The sequence below is a fragment of the Streptacidiphilus sp. P02-A3a genome, from assembly GCF_014084105.1.
Taxonomy (GTDB): domain Bacteria; phylum Actinomycetota; class Actinomycetes; order Streptomycetales; family Streptomycetaceae; genus Streptacidiphilus.
In genome coordinates this window covers 2660910-2676304 of record NZ_CP048289.1, presented here as the reverse complement: position 1 = coordinate 2676304, position 15395 = coordinate 2660910, and the positions used below count along the sequence as shown (strand labels likewise).

The window sequence follows — 15395 nt, the reverse complement described above, 5'->3', positions numbered from 1 at the left end:
GGTCGCCTCCAGCGGCCGGGGCCGTTCGGCTGCGCGGGTCCGGCTGGCAGGATGGGCGGCATGGATCTGCGCATCTTCACCGAGCCCCAGCAGGGTGCCTCCTACGACACGCTGCTGCGCGTGGCCAGGGCCGCCGAGGACCTGGACTACAGCGCCTTCTTCCGCTCCGACCACTACCTGAGCATGGGCGACGCGGACGGCCTGCCCGGCCCCACCGACGCCTGGATCACCCTCGCCGGGATCGCCCGGGAGACCTCCCGGATCCGCCTCGGCACGCTGATGAGCGCGGCCACCTTCCGGCTGCCCGGCGTGCTCGCCATCCAGGTCGCCCAGGTGGACCAGATGTCCGGCGGCCGGATCGAGCTGGGCCTCGGCGCCGGCTGGTACGAGGCCGAGCACACTGCCTACGGCATTCCCTTCCCGCAGGCGAAGATCGGCCGCCTGGAGGAGCAGCTGGCCATCGTCACCGGCCTGTGGAACACGCCGCTCGGCGAGACCTTCGACTTCGACGGCCGGTACTACACGCTGCGGGACTCCCCCGCCCTGCCCAAGCCCGCGCAGGCGCACGTGCCGATCCTGATCGGCGGCGGCGGCCCGAGCCGCACCCCGGCGCTGGCGGCGCGCTTCGCCGACGAGTTCAACCTGCCGTTCCTGTCGGTCGAGGACAGCGCGGCGCAGATCGCCCGGGTCCGGGCGGCGGTCGCCGAGGCCGGACGCAAGCCGTCCGAGCTGGTGTACTCCAGCGCCCTGGTGGTCTGCGTCGGCAAGGACGACGCGGAGGTGGCCCGCCGGGCCGAGGCGATCGGCCGCTCGGTCGAGGACCTGAAGGCCAACGGCGTCGCCGGGACCCCGGACGAGGCCGCCGAGAAGCTGGCGCGCTACGCCGAGATCGGCTCGGAGCGGATCTACCTGCAGGTTCTGGACCTGGACGACCTGGACCACCTGGCCCTGATCGCCGAACGGGTACGCCCGCAGCTGGGCTGACGCCGGGTCGGCCGCGGACGGGTCGAGCCACCGGCGGGCGTGGAATATATGGAATACCTTCCCCCATATGTCAGTGTTGGGCCATGTCCGACACCCCTCGCCCCTGGTGGCAGTCCTGGACCGTGCTCGCACCGCCGATCGCCCTGGTGGTGCTGCTGCTGACCTTCGGACACCACATCGCCGTCTGGCTGGCGGTCCTGCTGGCGGTGGTGCTGGGGTTCGCGGTGCTGGCGGCCGTGCACCACGCCGAGGTGGTCGCGGAACGGGTCGGCGAGCCCTTCGGCTCGCTGGTCCTGGCGATCGCGGTCACCGTGATCGAGGTGGCGCTGATCGTCACGTTGATGATCAGCGGCGAGTCGGGGGCCGCCTCGCTCGCCCGGGACACCGTCTTCGCCGCCGTCATGATCACCACCAACGGGATCGTCGGCCTCTCGCTGCTCACCGGGGCGCAGCGGTTCGGCGTCGCGGTCTTCAACCCGGAGGGCACCGGCGCGGCGCTGGCCACCGTGGCCACCCTGAGCGCGCTGAGCCTGGTGCTGCCGACCTTCACCAGCACCCCGGGGCCCGAGTTCTCGCCCGCCCAGCTGAGCTTCGCCGCGTTGGCCTCGATCGCGCTCTACGCGATGTTCGTGTCCACCCAGACCGGTCGCCACCGCGGCAACTTCCTCCCGGTGCCCACCGGCGGGACCGGCGTGCCCACCACCGCCACCGTCCCGCCCGCCGAGAGCGGCTCCACGCCCACCCGGCGGGAGGAGGGCCACTCCTCCTCGCCGAGCGCGCGGGCCGCGCTGTTCAGCCTCGGACTGCTGCTGGTGGCGCTGGTGGACGTGGTCGGCCTGGCGAAGGTCGAGTCGCACTCGATCGAGTCGGCGGTCAAGGCGGCCGGCGCTCCCCCGTCCTTCGTGGGCGTGGTGATCGCGCTGCTGGTGCTCGCCCCGGAGACGCTGGCGGCGGTCCGGGCCGCCCGCCGCGAGCAGGTCCAGATCAGCCTCAACCTCGGCTACGGCTCGGCGATGGCCAGTATCGGGTTGACCATTCCGTCGATCGCGGTCGCCACCATCTGGCTGAAGGGTCCGCTGGAACTCGGCCTGGGCTCGACCCAACTGGTGCTGCTGACGCTGACGGTGGCGGTGAGCATCCTGACCGTGGTCCCCGGCCGGGCGACCCGGCTCCAGGGCGGCATCCACCTGGTGCTGTTGGCGGCCTTCGTGTTCCTGGCGATCAAGCCGTAGCCGGGTGGGCCGGTGCCGCACAAGGAAGTTGACGCTACGTCAGTTCTGTGACCAGCGTCAGCGGGATCGCCCCGCAGTCGTGCAGGCTGACCTCGCCCCGCACTGACGCCGCGTCAAGTCCCTTCACCAGGGAGCCCGCCAGCCGTGAGGCATGGTTGGAGGCGGCCACCCGGCCGCGCGGATTGACCAGGTACGCCGGGCCGTCGACCCGCCGCAGCGCCGGGCCGACCGCGTCCTCGAAGTGCCGCAGGTAGACGTCGGCGGCGGCCACCCCGGCGAAGCCGCCGTCCAGCAGCACCGGCGCGGACAGGGTGATCGTGTACTCGTCGGTGCAGAGGTAGTCGACGTAGGGGCCGGAGACGGCGCGCCGCCCGGTCGCCCGGGGCAGCGCGTACCACTCCCAGTGGGTGTAGTCGGCGTAGGCGGACGTCGCCGGGTCCAGGTCCAGCAGCATCGGCTGGGCCCGGCCGTCACTGCCGGCCTGCCACCACTCCAGCCCCGCGGGGACGTCGGCCAGCAGGCCGGGGGCGGCGACGAAGCCGGTGCCGGAGACCAGTCCGGCGTGCCGGGACAGCCGCTCGCACAGTGCCGGGCGCAGCCGGGCCAGGTCGGCGGTGACCGGTCGCCGCCCCAGTGGGCGGAGTTCGGCGAGCAGCGCGGCGGACTGCGCGGCGGTGGCGGCGACGGTGGCGAAGACGCCCTCCAGCGTCTCGCCGACCCGGCTCACCGCGACGGCTGCGGCGTCTGCGACGGCTGCGGCCGGTCGACCTGCGGTGCCTGCGGATCCGTCTGCCATGTGCCGTCCAGTCGCCGTTCGATGAGGTGCCGCAGCCCGTCCCGGACGTGCTGCTCGGCCAGGGCGCGGGCACGCTCGCCGTCGCCGTCGGCGATGGCGTCGAGCAGGGCCCGGTGCTGCGTGTCGGCGGTGCGGTGGGCCTGCTCCGCCGCGAACGGGAGACACAGTAGTGGTCCGAGCTCGGTCTGGAAACGGATCTCCTCGCGGGTGAGCCGGGCGGACTGGGCGGCGGCGGCGATCTCGACGTGGAAGCGGCCGTCCACCCGGGCCCGGGCGGCGGCGTCCCCGGCGGCAGCGAACTCCCGCAGCGAGCGGCGCGGGGCGTCCAGGTCGCAGGAGTCGGCGCGTTCGGCGGCGAGCCTGGCGGTGCCCCCGGCGACGGTCGCGTAGTGGTCGGCCAGGTCCCGCAGCTCCTCCAGGGTGTACGCGAGCAGCCGCTGCCGCAGGCGCTCCTGCCGGGTGTCGGCGGGGGCCTGGACGAACGTTCCGCCGCCCCGGCCGCGCCTGGTGGCGACCAGCCCCTGCTGCCGCAGGGCCATCAGCGCCTCGCGCAGGGTCACCGTGGACACGCTGAGGCGTCCGGCCAGGTCGCTCTCGCCGGGCAGTTGCTCGCCGTCGGCGAGCAGCCCGAGGGCGATGGCGTCGCCGAGGCGGCGGACCACGGCCTCGACCCTGGCCTCGGTGTCGAGCGGCGCGAAGATCGCCCGACGGGCGGCGCTGGAGAGCTGGTGCACCGGTGCCCGCCCTCCCGTCGGCCTTCGGCTGTCGGCGTCCGAGGGGCTACTGCCCGCGGTGGACGCGCTGCTGACGACCCCATCCCATCACAGATCGATCTCACAGAGAGTCAACCATTGCCATATGACCTATGGATTCATATGTTTCCTTCACGCTCCCCCGGCTCCGCGAAAGGCTCACCGATGTCACTCGCACCCCCCGACGACGCCCCCGGTGTCGAGGACGCCCAGGACGCGGCGGACACGGCCCAGTTGGCCGCACTCGGCTACAGCCAGCGGCTCACCCGGGCACTCGGCCTGTGGTCCAACTTCGCCGTCGGCTTCACCTACCTCTCGCCCCTGGTCGGCGTGTACTCCGTGTTCGACTACGGTCTCTCCACCGGCGGGCCCTCCTTCTTCTGGACCATCCCGCTGGTCCTGGTCGGCCAGGGACTGGTGCTGCTGGCCTTCGCCGAGGTGTCCTCGCAGTACCCGCTGGCGGGCGGCATCTACCAGTGGGCGAAGCGCCTGGTCGGCCCGAAGTACGCTTGGATGTCGGGCTGGATGTACACCTGGGCGCTGCTGGTCACCATCGCCTCGGTGGCGTACCCGATCTCCACCTACGCGGGCCCGCTGTTCGGCTACCCGGTGGACCACGCCAGCACCGTGGCCACCACCGTGGTGGTGATCCTGCTGTGCGCGGGGGTGAACCTGCTCGGCGTGCGGCGGTTGGCCTTCGTCGCCAACATCGGGGTCGCCGCCGAGGTCCTGGGCACCCTTGGGCTGGGCCTCTACCTGCTGTTCTTCCACCGGCACCACGGCCTGGGCGTGGTGCTGCACACCTCCGGCGCGGGCGCGTCCGGCGGCTACCTGGGCGCCTTCCTGGCCTCCTGCCTGTTCGCGGTGTGGATCTTCTACGGCTTCGAGGCCTGCGGAGACATCGCCGAGGAGGTCAAGGACCCGTCCCGGAAGGTCCCCCGGGCGATGGGGATGACCCTCGCCGTCGGCGCGGTGGCCACGGTGGTGCTGACCCTGGGTCTGGTACTGGCGGTGCCGGACTTCGGCGCGGTGATCAGCGGCAAGGTCGCCGACCCGCTGGGCGCGGTGCTCGCGGCCTCGCTGGGCAGCGTCGGCAGCAAGTTCGCGCTGGCGCTGATCGTGATCGGCTTCGTCTCCTGCACCCTGGCGATCCAGGCGGCGGCGACCCGGCTGGTGTACTCGTACGCCCGCGACGGCGTCATCGTCGGCCACCGGACGCTGTCCAAGCTGCACCCGACCTTCCACATGCCCCCGGCCGCGATCGCGGTGACCGCGATCATCCCGGCCGGTCTGGCGTTCCTGCCCTCGGCCACGGTGACCCGCATCATCACCTTCTCCGTGGTCGGCATCTACGTCGGCTTCCAGTCGGTGGTGCTGGCCTCCATCATCGGCCGGACGAAGGGCTGGAAGCCGGCCGGCGCGTTCCGGCTCGGACGCTGGGGCTGGCCGGTGAACATCGCCGGGCTGGTCTACGGGGTGACCGCGATCGTCGTCCTCTCGGTGAAGACCCCGCCCAACGGGAGCAGCTTCTTCGACCGCTGGCTGGTCCCGCTGTCGGTCGGCATCGTCGCCGCCGTCGGCCTGGTCTACCTGGCGGTCTTCCGCCCCAAGGAGCAGGTGGCCGAGATCGACCAGGCCGCCTGAGACCCCCGAACCGGCCCGTCGACCGCACCCCCGAGCGGTCGGCGGGCCCGTGTCCGCCGCCGCCCGCCACTACCTGATCGCCGCCGCCCCGGTCCCGGCCACTCAACTCCGGTAGGGCTCGCGATACAGGTCCGCGTGCACCTCGGCATGGACCTCCCCCCGGGCCTGCCGCAGCGCAGGCCCCCCGAGGTAGCGCTGGGTGCGCGCGTGTCCGGTCGGCTCGATCAGTCCCAGGCCGCGCAGAGCGCGCAGGTCGCCCAGGGCCTGGTCCCGGGTGAGCCCTTCCTCTGCCTGGTATCCGGTGCGGCGCAGATGGCCGTGGGCCGCCGCGTACAGCGCGGAGACCGTGCGCGGGTCGAGCCGGTGCCGCTCGGCGATGGCCTCCAGCCGCTGCCACAGCCGGGAGGCGGCCACGAAGCGGCGCTGGACCTCCTGCGCCTGCAAGTGGTGTGCCGTGAGCGCGAACCGAACCCAGGCGTGGGCGTCCCGGTCCGGCTGCCAGGCCCCGCCCTGGACGGTACGCAGCGCCGCGTAGTACTCGCGGGTGTTGAAGTCGTCGGCGCCCAACCACTCCTCGATGCTGGAGAACTCAGGGGCGAGCACGCCGTCACGGGCCAGAACCAGGGTGTGGACAGCGCGGGACATACGGCCGTTCCCGTCACGCCAGGGGTGGATGGAGACCAGGTTCAGGTGGGCCATGGAGGCCCGGACCACGGCAGGGGTGTCGGGATCCCCGCCGGTGAGCCGGTCCAGGAACTCCGCCATCAGGTCGGGGACCTGGTCAGGGTCGGGGGCGGTGTAGACGGGGGGGCGGTTGGGGCCGCCCGAGACCCAGACGCCGGTGCTGCGGTAGGCGCCCGCCCCCACGTCGTCGTGAGTGCGGGTCATCATGAAGTGCAGCGCCGACAGCAGTGTGTGGTCCCAGGTGAAGAGTGTGAAGCCGGAGGCACGCTGGATATAGCTCAGGGCGTCGCGGTAGCCGGTGACCGCGTCCCGTGTGGCGTCCCCGGTCTCCGGCGAGATCTCACCCCCGGCGATCAGAGTCTCGGCGTCCTCGCTGCTGATCGTGTAGCCCTCGATATGGGTCGACCCGCGTACGGCCGCAGCGGTGAGCGAGCGCCGCAACTGGCCCTCCCAGCGGCGCGGCTCGGCCAGCCGATGCCGGAACTCCGCCCGGAACACCTCGATCTCGGCGATCACGCGCAGGTCCTCGGACGTCAGCGATGGCGTGGCGAACAGCATCCACCAATACTACGACACACGTAGGGTCGGCGGGCGGATGCCGCCGTGGCCGGGCGCGGCCCGGAGCCGAGGCCGACCACCAGCGGGCCCGGCAGCAGGGCGAGGCAGCCGCCGGGTGGTCGGCGGCGGGCGCTCCAGGGGGCGGCCGGCGACGGCGTGCCCGTACTGGAGCGCCTGGACCCGGGGCCGCGGCGCGAGCTCGACGCCCAGGTCAGGACCGCCGACACCTCCTCAGCATCATTACTCCGAACAAGAGTTGACGCTGCGTCAACTCACTTTGGCAGCACGGACCAAGGGTAGGCCGGAGACGCCGCCGGGCGCGGTGCGGACGGCCAGCACCTGGTTGACACCGATCGCGTTCTGCTCGAACGCCAGCGCGGAGGCCGCCATGTAGAGCCGCCACACCCGGGCGCGGCCCGGCGTGACCAGTTTCAGCGCCTCGGTCCAGTTCCGCTCCAGGTTGGCCACCCAGGCACGCAGCGTCAGCGCGTAGTGCTCGCGGATCGACTCCAGGTCGCGGACCTCGAAGCCCGCCTGCTCCAGCAGCGTCACGGTACTGCCGACCGGTTGCAGCTCGCCGTCGGGGAAGACGTAGCGGTCGATGAACTCGTCTATGTGGTACGTGGACTCGTCATCGCGCGGACGGCGGGCGATCTGGTGGTTGAGCAGCCTTCCGCCCGGGCGCAGCAGGGTGAACAGCTGCTCCGCGTAGGTGCGGTAGGCCACCGAGCCGACGTGCTCGGCCATGCCGATCGAGGAGATCGCGTCGTACGGGCCGTCGGCGACCTGCCGGTAGTCCTGGACCCTGATCTCCACCCGGTCCGTCAACCCGGCCTCCACCACCCGCTTGCGGGCGAGGTCGGCCTGCTCGACCGAGATGGTGACGCCGACCGCGCTCACCCCGTAGTGCTCGGCCGCGTGCAGCACCATCGAGCCCCAGCCGCAGCCGACGTCGAGCAGCCGCTGCCCGGGGCGCAGCGCGAGCTTCCGGCAGACCAGGTCGAGCTTGTCGAACTGCGCCTGCTCCAGGGTGCTTTCGGGGTCCGGCCAGTAGCCGCAGGAGTAGACGAAGGAGGGGCCGAGCACCCGGGCGTAGAAGTCGTTGCCCACGTCGTAGTGGTGGCTGATCGCCTGCCGGTCGGTGCGCACGGTGTGCGCCGGGCCCCGGTGCGGCGCGACCTCCTCCGGTGGGGGCGACGGCGGCAGGGCCGGTCCGGCGAGGGCCAGCACCCGGCCCGCCAGGCCCAGTATTCGCCGGTCGCGCAGGCCGATCCGGTCCTGCTGCTCCCCGTCGTCCCGCCGCCAGACCACCGGTGCCATCCGGTTCAGCGCCTCGTACAGGTCGCCCTCGACGTCGATGTCACCGGCGACCCAGGCGCGGGCCAGGCCGAGCTCGCCGGGCTTCCAGAGCAGCCGGTGCAGCGCCCGGCGGTTGCGGACGACCAGGATCGGGGTGCCCGCCGGTCCGGTCTCACTGCCGTCCCAGGCGCGCAGCCGTAGTGGCAGCGGGCCCCCCAGCACCTCGCCCAACAGAGCGGCGAGCCGACCAGCTGCATGAGCCATTGGTACCAGCCTCCGAATCATCACGAGCCTTTTCACGAGCCATCACGAGTCATCACGAGCGTCGGAGCCGCCCCACGGCGGGGCGTCCCCAGAGTCGAGACGTCAGCCGACCCTGTGGATATTCCCTGCGGAGGCCGTGCGGCACGCGCGGACACCCGTGCGGTCGAAGCCGCTAGCACCATACACACAAGTTGCTATATGCATCTAGTTGCTTTCCGGCCCGTCCGGGGTCCGGTCGGCGGGGTGGATCCGCTGGTAGCCCCGGCGGTCGTAGAGGTGGGTGATACCGAGACCCAGGACCAGGGCGATCACCAGACCCAGTGCCAGCATCGCCCAGGCACGCGCCAGCCCGGCGTCGGCGCGGGCGTCGAAGTAGAGGATCGCCCGCACCCCGCCGCCGATCTGCCGCATCGGCTCGAACTGGCCCAGGAACCGGTAGAAGCCGGGCACCGACTCCAGCGGGATGGTGGCTCCGGCCGAGGGGATGGCCAGCGCCACGAAGAAGAACATGCTGACCACCTGCCCCAGCCCGCCGAAGACGGCGATCACCGCCTGCACGCCGATGCCGACCACCGCGCTGGCGCAGAACAGGAACAGCCACAGCAGGAACAGGTGCGGCATCGCCAGCCGCAGCACCACCGCCGTGGCCAGCACCACGGCGGTGGCCGTCACCAGCGACAGCACGGCGGACATCACCGCCTTCACGATCAGCGTCTGCAGTCGGCTGATCGGCACGGCGGTGCGGACCTGGCGGCGCGGACCCAGCTCACTCGGCGTGTAGCCGAGCGCGGAGTCCACCCCGCCGCTGATGATGTTGGCGCCGAGGAACCCCGACATCACCGCCAGCAGCGCCACGTAGAAGGCCGTCAGGCCCAGGCCGGTGCGGGTGGCCAGGGCGTGCCCGGGGAGGGTGACACTGGTGATCGGGTCGGCCAGCAGCATCGCCTGGGTGGCCGTGGGGGTCGCCCCGGTGGCCCGCAGCTGCCGCTCCAGATCCGCGCCGACCGCCTTGGACGCGGCGGCCAGGGCGGTCTGCTCGATGGTGGTGGCCAGCGAGGAGGCGAGGCTGCCCGCCCCGGGATTGGTCAGCAGGGCCACCTGCGGCTGCCGGGTGGAGGTGACCGCCGACGCGGGGGCGATGATGCTGGTCAGCGAGGCGGTGAAGTTCGCCGGTACCGAGATCGCGCCGTAGATGTGGCCGGAGTCGAAGCTGTCCTGCGCCTGCGCGGGGGTCAGGATCCGCCAGCTCGCCCGCTGCTGCGGGTCCGGCGCGTCGGCGATGGCATGCACCAGCTGCCCGCCCAGCGGTCCGCTGTCGCGGTCGACCAGGCCGATCGGCAGGTGGTGGGTGGAGCCCACCGGATTGCCGATGCCGCCCGCGTACACCAGCGCCAGCCCGAAGGAGACCAGGGTGACCAGCACCGAGGGGAAGACCCACACCGGCCACTTGCCCAGGATCTGCCGCGCGGTGATCCTCGGCGGACGGGCCTGCGGGTTCACGGGGGTCGACATGCGGGACTTCCCATCTGTGCGGTCAGACCAGCGGCTCAGCGGGCGGACGCGCCCGGACTCCTGTCATTTTGTGGCCCTGTGCCCGCTTCGCCCCGGTGACACGCGGCCCCGGCCGACCGCCGACCCGACGTCGGCACAGCCGCAACGCCACAGGGCCGGTCAGCGCGACTTCTCGTCGCTCTGACCGGCCCTGTGAGGTCGGTTGACCACTGTGTGCGCGAGGGGGGACTTGAACCCCCACGCCCCGAAGGGCACTAGCACCTCAAGCTAGCGCGTCTGCCATTCCGCCACCCGCGCATCGGGTGTGCCAGCGTGGTGTTGCTGTCGCGCTGACAGGGAAAAGAATACCAAGGAAACAGAGTGCCGCTGACCGCCCCCGGCCGGGAGCCGCGGGGCAGGACGGTCGGGTGCGAGCATTCGCCTTCCGAGGTGCCGCCGAGTACGACCGAAAGCCGCCCCACTCCGGTCGGAGCCGATCAACACAGGCCAAGAAACGGGCACTTTGGGTATCCGCCCGGATGCACAGCGTTGCTCCCGGTCTGATGGCAGATGAGCCGACCGGGACGGAGTCCGAGGACCGTCCGGGCTCGTACGCACAGAGGATGGCGGCACCAGAATGCACGTCCGAGGAGACGCCCCGCCCGACCCCGAACCGGCGCCGGTCCCCGCCCGACCGCCGGTCCCCGCCTCCGGGCCGCCGGGGGTGGAGGGCGTGTGGCGGTTCGCCGCGCCCGCCGTGGACCTGTCGGTGCCGCAGGCCCGGCACGCGGTCCGGGACCTGCTGGTCGCCCAGGGGCTGACCGGCCCGCGGTACGCCGAGCTGGTCGAGGGCCTGCTGCTGATCGTCTCCGAGCTGGTCACCAACGCCGTCCGGCACGCGGCGGTGCTGTCGCCGCAGATCGTGGTCGAGGTGGTGATCGGCGCGGGGTGGGTGCGGCTGTCGGTGGAGGACAGCCACCCGTACCGGCCGCAGCCGCTGGAGAACGACTTCGCCCGCACCGGCGGTCGTGGACTGCTGCTGGTGCGGGCGATCACGCTGGAGGCGGGCGGCGTCTGCGACGTCGAGCGGACGCCGGGCGGCGGCAAGATCGTCTGGTCCTCGCTGCCGCTGCCGGACGGCCGGGGCGACCTGGCGGACGCCCGTCCGCCCGCGCCCCGGCCATCCGCCCCCAGGTGGGGATGAGCCCTGTCCTTGGGCGCTCGTCGGGCGTTGGGCCCGGGCTCGATGGGCCTGGGCTCAGACGACCGCGCGCCACCAGTGGTCCAGCTTCGGCGGACGGGTGACCTCGATCCGCTCCCCCGGGCGCGGCACCGCCACCCGTACGCCCCGCGCGTCCGCGTCCGCGCACAGCCGCTCCACCGGCTCGGACCAGTCGTGCAGCCCGAGTACGAAGGTGCCCCAGTGCACCGGCACCAGCAGTCCGCCGTCGACGTCGAGGTGGGTGCTCACCCCCTCCTCCGGGGTCATGTGGATGTCCTGCCAGTGGTCGCTGTACGCGCCGATCTGCACCAGCGACAGGTCGAACGGGCCCAGCGCCTCGCCGGTCTCGGCGAAGCCGTCGAAGTAACCGGAGTCACCGCTGTAGAAGACCCGGTGCTCGGCGCCGATGACCGCCCAGGAGCTCCACAGCGTGCCGTTGTTGGCCAGGCCCCGGCCGGAGAAGTGGTTCGCCGGGGTGCAGACCAGGCGCAGGCCGCCGATCTTGGCCTGCTCGTCCCAGTCGAGCTCGTCCACCCGGGCGAGGTCCACGCCCCAGCGCTCCAGGTGCGCGCCCACGCCCAGCGGGACCACGAACCGGGCGTCCGGCTGGGTCAGCGCCAGCGTCCGGACGCTGTGCATGTCCAGGTGGTCGTAGTGGTCGTGGGAGATCACCACCGCGTCGATCCGGGGCAGCTCCTCGATGGCCAGCGGCGGCTGGTGCAGCCGCCGCGGGCCGACCGCCTGAGACGGCGAGCAGCGCTCGCTCCACACCGGGTCGAGCAGCAGCCGACGTCCCTCGATCTCCAGCAGCGCAGTCGAGTGGCCGAACCAGGTGACGGCCAGGCCCTGGTCCGCCGCGAGGTCGCCGATCATCCCGCGGACCACCGGGATCGGCCGCGACGGGTGCCGCAGCTGCTTGCCGAACAGCAGTTCCCGGACCACGCCCGGGCCGACCCCGGGCAGCTGCGGGCGCTGCGGGGACGGCGGGTTGTGGAACACGCCGTCCCGGTAGCGCGGCGAATGGCGCAGCCGCTCCCCGCGCTCGCCCTTGGTGGGGTCGCCGCCCATCGCCGCCGGAACCTCGCGCCCGGCCCAGGCCGCCACGGCGCCCGCCGTGACCGCGCCCAGGACCGCCGCGATGGCGCCCGCTCGTGCCCGCCGCATCATCCGCAACCTCTCAGTTTCAGTGCATCGCACCCCCTCAACGGCCCGGTGCCGGTCACCGTTCCCCCGGCCCGTGGCCGAGCCCCGGCCGACCGGACGCCGGCCGTCCGGTCGGCGTCCGGTCGGCGTCCGGTCTTCGGCCGTGCGGGGCTTCAGCCGACCGAGCTGAGGAAGTCGTCCAGCACCGCCGCGCCGAACCGCAGCGCGTCCGTCGGGACCCGCTCGTCCACCCCGTGGAACAGGCCCTGGAAGTCGTAGCCGGGCGGCAGCCGCAGCGGCGAGAAGCCGTAGCCGCTGATGCCGAGCCGGGAGAACTGCTTGGCGTCGGTGCCGCCGGACATGCAGAACGGCACCACCGCCGCGCCCGGGTCGTGCGCCAGCAGCGCGGCGCGCATCGCCGCGAAGAGCGGCGTGTCCACCGGCGCGGTCAGCGCCGTCTCCCGGTGCAGGTAGGACCAGTCCACGTCGGGTCCGGTGAGCTGGTCCATCGCGGCCTCGAACTCGGCCGCGAGCCCCGGCCCGGGCAGGGTCCGCCCGTCGACCTCGCCGACGGCCAGCCCGGGGATCACGTTGGTCTTGTAACCGGCTTGCAGGACCGTCGGGTTGGCGCTGTTGCGGAGGCTCGCGACGACCAGGTGGGCCGCCGCCGGGTCCAGCTTCGCCAGGTAGGCGTCGGCGTCGAAGGCCGGGTCGTCGACCTCGGCCGGGGCCAGCGGCACCCCGGTCGCCTCGCCCAGGGCGAGCAGCGCGGCCCGTACCGTCGGGGTGATCCGGACCGGCCACTCGTGCCCGCCGATGCGGGTCATCGCGGCGGACAGCCTGGTCACCGCGTTGGCCGGGTTCGGCTTGGAGCCGTGCCCGGCGGTGCCGCGCGCGGTCAGCCGCATCCAGCCGGTGCCGCGCTCCCCCGCCGCCACCGGGTAGAGCCGCTGCCCGGCGGCGGTGTGCACGGTGTAGCCGCCGGACTCGCCGACCGCCTCGGTGCAGCCCTCGAACAGCCCGGCGTGGTTGCGCACCAGCCAGTCCGCCCCGGCCGCCGCGCTGTCCTCCTCGTCGGCGGTGAAGCAGAGCACCACGTCGCGGCGCGGCCCGCGCCCCTCCCGGCTCCAGGCCCGGACGACGGCGAGCATCATCGCGTCCATGCCCTTCATGTCGACGGCGCCGCGCCCCCACACCACGCCGTCGCGGATCTCACCGCTGAACGGCGGCACGGTCCAGTCCTCGGCCTGCGCCGGGACCACGTCGAGGTGGCCGTGCACCAGCAGCGCGGGCAGCCGCGGCTCGCTGCCGCTGATCCGGACCACCACGTTCGCCCGGCCCGGCGCGGACTCCAGCACCAGCGGCGAGAGCCCGGCCTCGGCCAGCCGCTCGGCCGCGTACTCGGCGGCCGGACGCTCCCGGCAGTCGCCGCCGCCCCGGTTGCTGGTGTCGATCCGGATCAGCTCGGAGGTGAAGCGCACCGCCTCGTCACCGCGCGTCCCGTCCCCGCTCCCACCACCCGTCTCCGCGCCCGCGCCCGTTCCTGTCTCCGTGCCTGTGACCATCGTCCCGACCTCTCCTCGGCCCTCGGCCCGCGTCCCGCGTTCCCGGTTGCGCCCGATCATGCCCCAGCGGCGGCCGCTCAAGGAGTTGATCGCAGCCGATAGGATCGGTGCCCTGATGACTGCCACTCTCGTCGCCAAAGACCTCACCGCCGGGCACGGCGACCGTGTCCTGTTCTCCGACCTCGACCTGGTCGTCGCCCCCGGCGACGTGGTCGGGCTGGTCGGCGTGAACGGCGCGGGCAAGTCCACGCTGCTGCGGCTGCTGGCCGGGCTGGACACCCCGGAGTCCGGCACGGTGCGGCTGAGCCCGCCGACCGCGACCATCGGGCACCTGCCGCAGGAGCCCGAGCGTCGCCCCGGCGAGTCGGTGCGGGACTTCCTCGGCCGCCGGACCGGCGTCACCGCCGCCCAGGCCGAGCTGGACGCCGCCACCCAGGGCCTGGTGGACGGCGCCCCGGGCGCGGACGACGCCTACTCCACCGCGCTCGACCGCTGGCTGGACCTCGGCGGCGCGGACCTGGACGAGCGGGCCGAGGAGGTCGCCGCCGACCTGGGCCTGACCGTCGGCCTGGACCTGCCGATGACCGCCCTGTCCGGTGGCCAGGCCGCCCGGGCCGGGCTGGCCTCGCTGCTGCTCAGCCGGTACGACGTGTTCCTGCTGGACGAGCCCACCAACGACCTGGACCTGGACGGCCTGGACCGGCTGGAGGCCTTCGTCACCGGGCTGCGCGCGGGTACCGTGCTGATCAGCCACGACCGCGAGTTCCTGACCCGGACGGTGACCCGGGTGCTGGAGCTCGACCTGGCCCAGCAGCAGGTCAACCACTACGGCGGCGGCTACGCGGCGTACCTGGCGGAGCGCGAGACCGCACGCCGCCACGCGCGCGCCGAGTACGAGGAGTACGCGGACACGGTCTCCTCGCTGGAGGCCCGTGCCCGGACCCAGCGGTCCTGGATGGAGAAGGGCGTGAAGAACGCCCGCCGCAAGTCCCCCGACAACGACAAGATCGGCAAGGCGTTCCGCACCGAGTCGACCGAGAAGCAGGCGGCGAAGGCCCGGCAGACGCAGCGGCTGATCGAGCGGCTCGACGTGGTCGACGAGCCCCGCAAGGAGTGGGAGCTGCGGATGGAGATCGCCGCCGCTCCCCGCTCCGGCGCGGTGGTGGCGACCCTGCGCGGCGCCCGGGTCCAGCGCGGCGACTTCGGCTTCGGGCCGGTCGACCTGCAGGTCGACTGGGCCGACCGGATCGCCATCACCGGCGCCAACGGCTCCGGCAAGTCCACGCTGCTGGCCGCGCTGCTCGGACGGCTGCCGCTGGACGCCGGGCAGGCCTCGCTCGGCCCGGGCGTGGTGGTCGGCGAGGTCGACCAGGCGCGCGGCCTGTTCTTCGGCGAGCAGCCGCTGATCGACGCCTTCGGGGCGGCCGTCCCCGAGCTGCCACTGGCCGAAGTCCGCACGCTGCTGGCGAAGTTCGGCCTGCGCGCGGCGCACGTGCTGCGCCCGGCGGCGACCCTGTCGCCCGGCGAGCGCACCCGCGCCGCGCTGGCGCTGCTCCAGGGACGCGGGGTGAACCTGCTGGTGCTCGACGAGCCGACGAACCATCTGGACCTGGTCGCCATCGAGCAGTTGGAGTCGGCGCTGGCCTCCTACTCGGGCACGCTGCTGCTGGTCACCCACGACCGGCGGATGCTCGAAGCGGTGCACACCACCCGGCGGATCACCGTCGCCGACGGCCAGGTCAGCGAGAGCTGACCTGGCGT

12 protein-coding genes and 1 tRNA gene are annotated in these 15395 nt (G+C 73.1%); 5 read left to right on the top strand and 8 right to left on the bottom strand.

The genetic code is table 11. The annotated features are described in order from the left end of the window. Positions 1 to 60 precede the first annotated feature (60 nt). Together GXP74_RS12070 and GXP74_RS12065 are read left to right on the top strand one after the other, a co-directional pair. Complete coding sequence (locus tag GXP74_RS12070; protein ID WP_182451480.1) at positions 61 to 984, top strand: LLM class F420-dependent oxidoreductase; 924 nt, start codon at positions 61 to 63, stop codon at positions 982 to 984. An 83-nt stretch (positions 985 to 1067) separates the two neighbouring features. Beyond that, positions 1068 to 2216 carry a calcium:proton antiporter gene (locus GXP74_RS12065; RefSeq protein WP_182451479.1) on the top strand — a complete coding sequence of 383 codons (1149 nt, stop codon included), beginning with the start codon at positions 1068 to 1070 and terminating at the stop codon, positions 2214 to 2216. 34 nt (positions 2217 to 2250) lie between these two features. Here the strand turns inward: GXP74_RS12065 and GXP74_RS12060 are convergent, their stop codons facing one another. Beyond that, the gene (locus GXP74_RS12060; RefSeq protein WP_370468414.1) at positions 2251 to 3012 is read right to left on the bottom strand and encodes a cache domain-containing protein; all 762 of its coding nucleotides are present in this window, start codon (positions 3010 to 3012) and stop codon (positions 2251 to 2253) included. Beyond that, positions 2940 to 3746: a FadR/GntR family transcriptional regulator gene (locus GXP74_RS12055; protein WP_182451477.1), complete on the bottom strand. Its 807-nt coding sequence runs from the start codon at positions 3744 to 3746 to the stop codon at positions 2940 to 2942. The genes GXP74_RS12060 and GXP74_RS12055 overlap by 73 nt, the downstream gene beginning before the upstream one ends. Positions 3747 to 3929: 183 nt before the next feature. Between GXP74_RS12055 and GXP74_RS12050 the strand changes: the two genes are divergently transcribed. Continuing rightward, on the top strand, positions 3930 to 5408 hold the full coding sequence (locus GXP74_RS12050; protein WP_182451476.1) for an amino acid permease: 1479 nt from the start codon (positions 3930 to 3932) through the stop codon (positions 5406 to 5408). A 102-nt stretch (positions 5409 to 5510) separates the two neighbouring features. On the opposite strand, the gene GXP74_RS12045 is transcribed toward GXP74_RS12050, so the two are convergent. From GXP74_RS12045 to GXP74_RS12030, 4 genes are all read right to left on the bottom strand, one after another. Beyond that, positions 5511 to 6650, bottom strand: coding sequence for a Fic family protein (locus GXP74_RS12045; RefSeq protein ID WP_182451475.1), 1140 nt, complete (start codon positions 6648 to 6650; stop codon positions 5511 to 5513). A gap of 267 nt (positions 6651 to 6917) precedes the next feature. After that, positions 6918 to 8213 (bottom strand): cyclopropane-fatty-acyl-phospholipid synthase family protein, encoded by a 1296-nt coding sequence (locus GXP74_RS12040; RefSeq protein ID WP_182451474.1) that lies wholly within the window; start codon positions 8211 to 8213, stop codon positions 6918 to 6920. Between the two features lie 204 nt (positions 8214 to 8417). After that, positions 8418 to 9725, bottom strand: coding sequence for a YhgE/Pip domain-containing protein (locus GXP74_RS12035; RefSeq protein ID WP_182451473.1), 1308 nt, complete (start codon positions 9723 to 9725; stop codon positions 8418 to 8420). 214 nt (positions 9726 to 9939) lie between these two features. Next, positions 9940 to 10022: transfer RNA gene (locus GXP74_RS12030), tRNA-Leu, on the bottom strand. Between the two features lie 319 nt (positions 10023 to 10341). On the opposite strand from GXP74_RS12030, the gene GXP74_RS12025 reads away from it, so the two are divergent. Beyond that, the gene (locus tag GXP74_RS12025; protein WP_182451472.1) at positions 10342 to 10908 is read left to right on the top strand and encodes an ATP-binding protein; all 567 of its coding nucleotides are present in this window, start codon (positions 10342 to 10344) and stop codon (positions 10906 to 10908) included. Positions 10909 to 10962: 54 nt separating this feature from the next. Here GXP74_RS12025 and GXP74_RS12020 read toward each other — a convergent pair whose 3' ends face one another. Both GXP74_RS12020 and GXP74_RS12015 read right to left on the bottom strand, forming a co-directional pair. Continuing rightward, positions 10963 to 12090: an MBL fold metallo-hydrolase gene (locus GXP74_RS12020; RefSeq protein ID WP_225447870.1), complete on the bottom strand. Its 1128-nt coding sequence runs from the start codon at positions 12088 to 12090 to the stop codon at positions 10963 to 10965. A 152-nt stretch (positions 12091 to 12242) separates the two neighbouring features. After that, complete coding sequence (locus GXP74_RS12015; RefSeq protein ID WP_182451471.1) at positions 12243 to 13634, bottom strand: M20/M25/M40 family metallo-hydrolase; 1392 nt, start codon at positions 13632 to 13634, stop codon at positions 12243 to 12245. A gap of 115 nt (positions 13635 to 13749) precedes the next feature. On the opposite strand from GXP74_RS12015, the gene GXP74_RS12010 reads away from it, so the two are divergent. After that, a complete protein-coding gene (locus tag GXP74_RS12010) occupies positions 13750 to 15387 on the top strand; it encodes an ABC-F family ATP-binding cassette domain-containing protein (protein WP_182451470.1) in 1638 nt (545 codons plus the stop codon). Positions 15388 to 15395 lie beyond the last annotated feature (8 nt).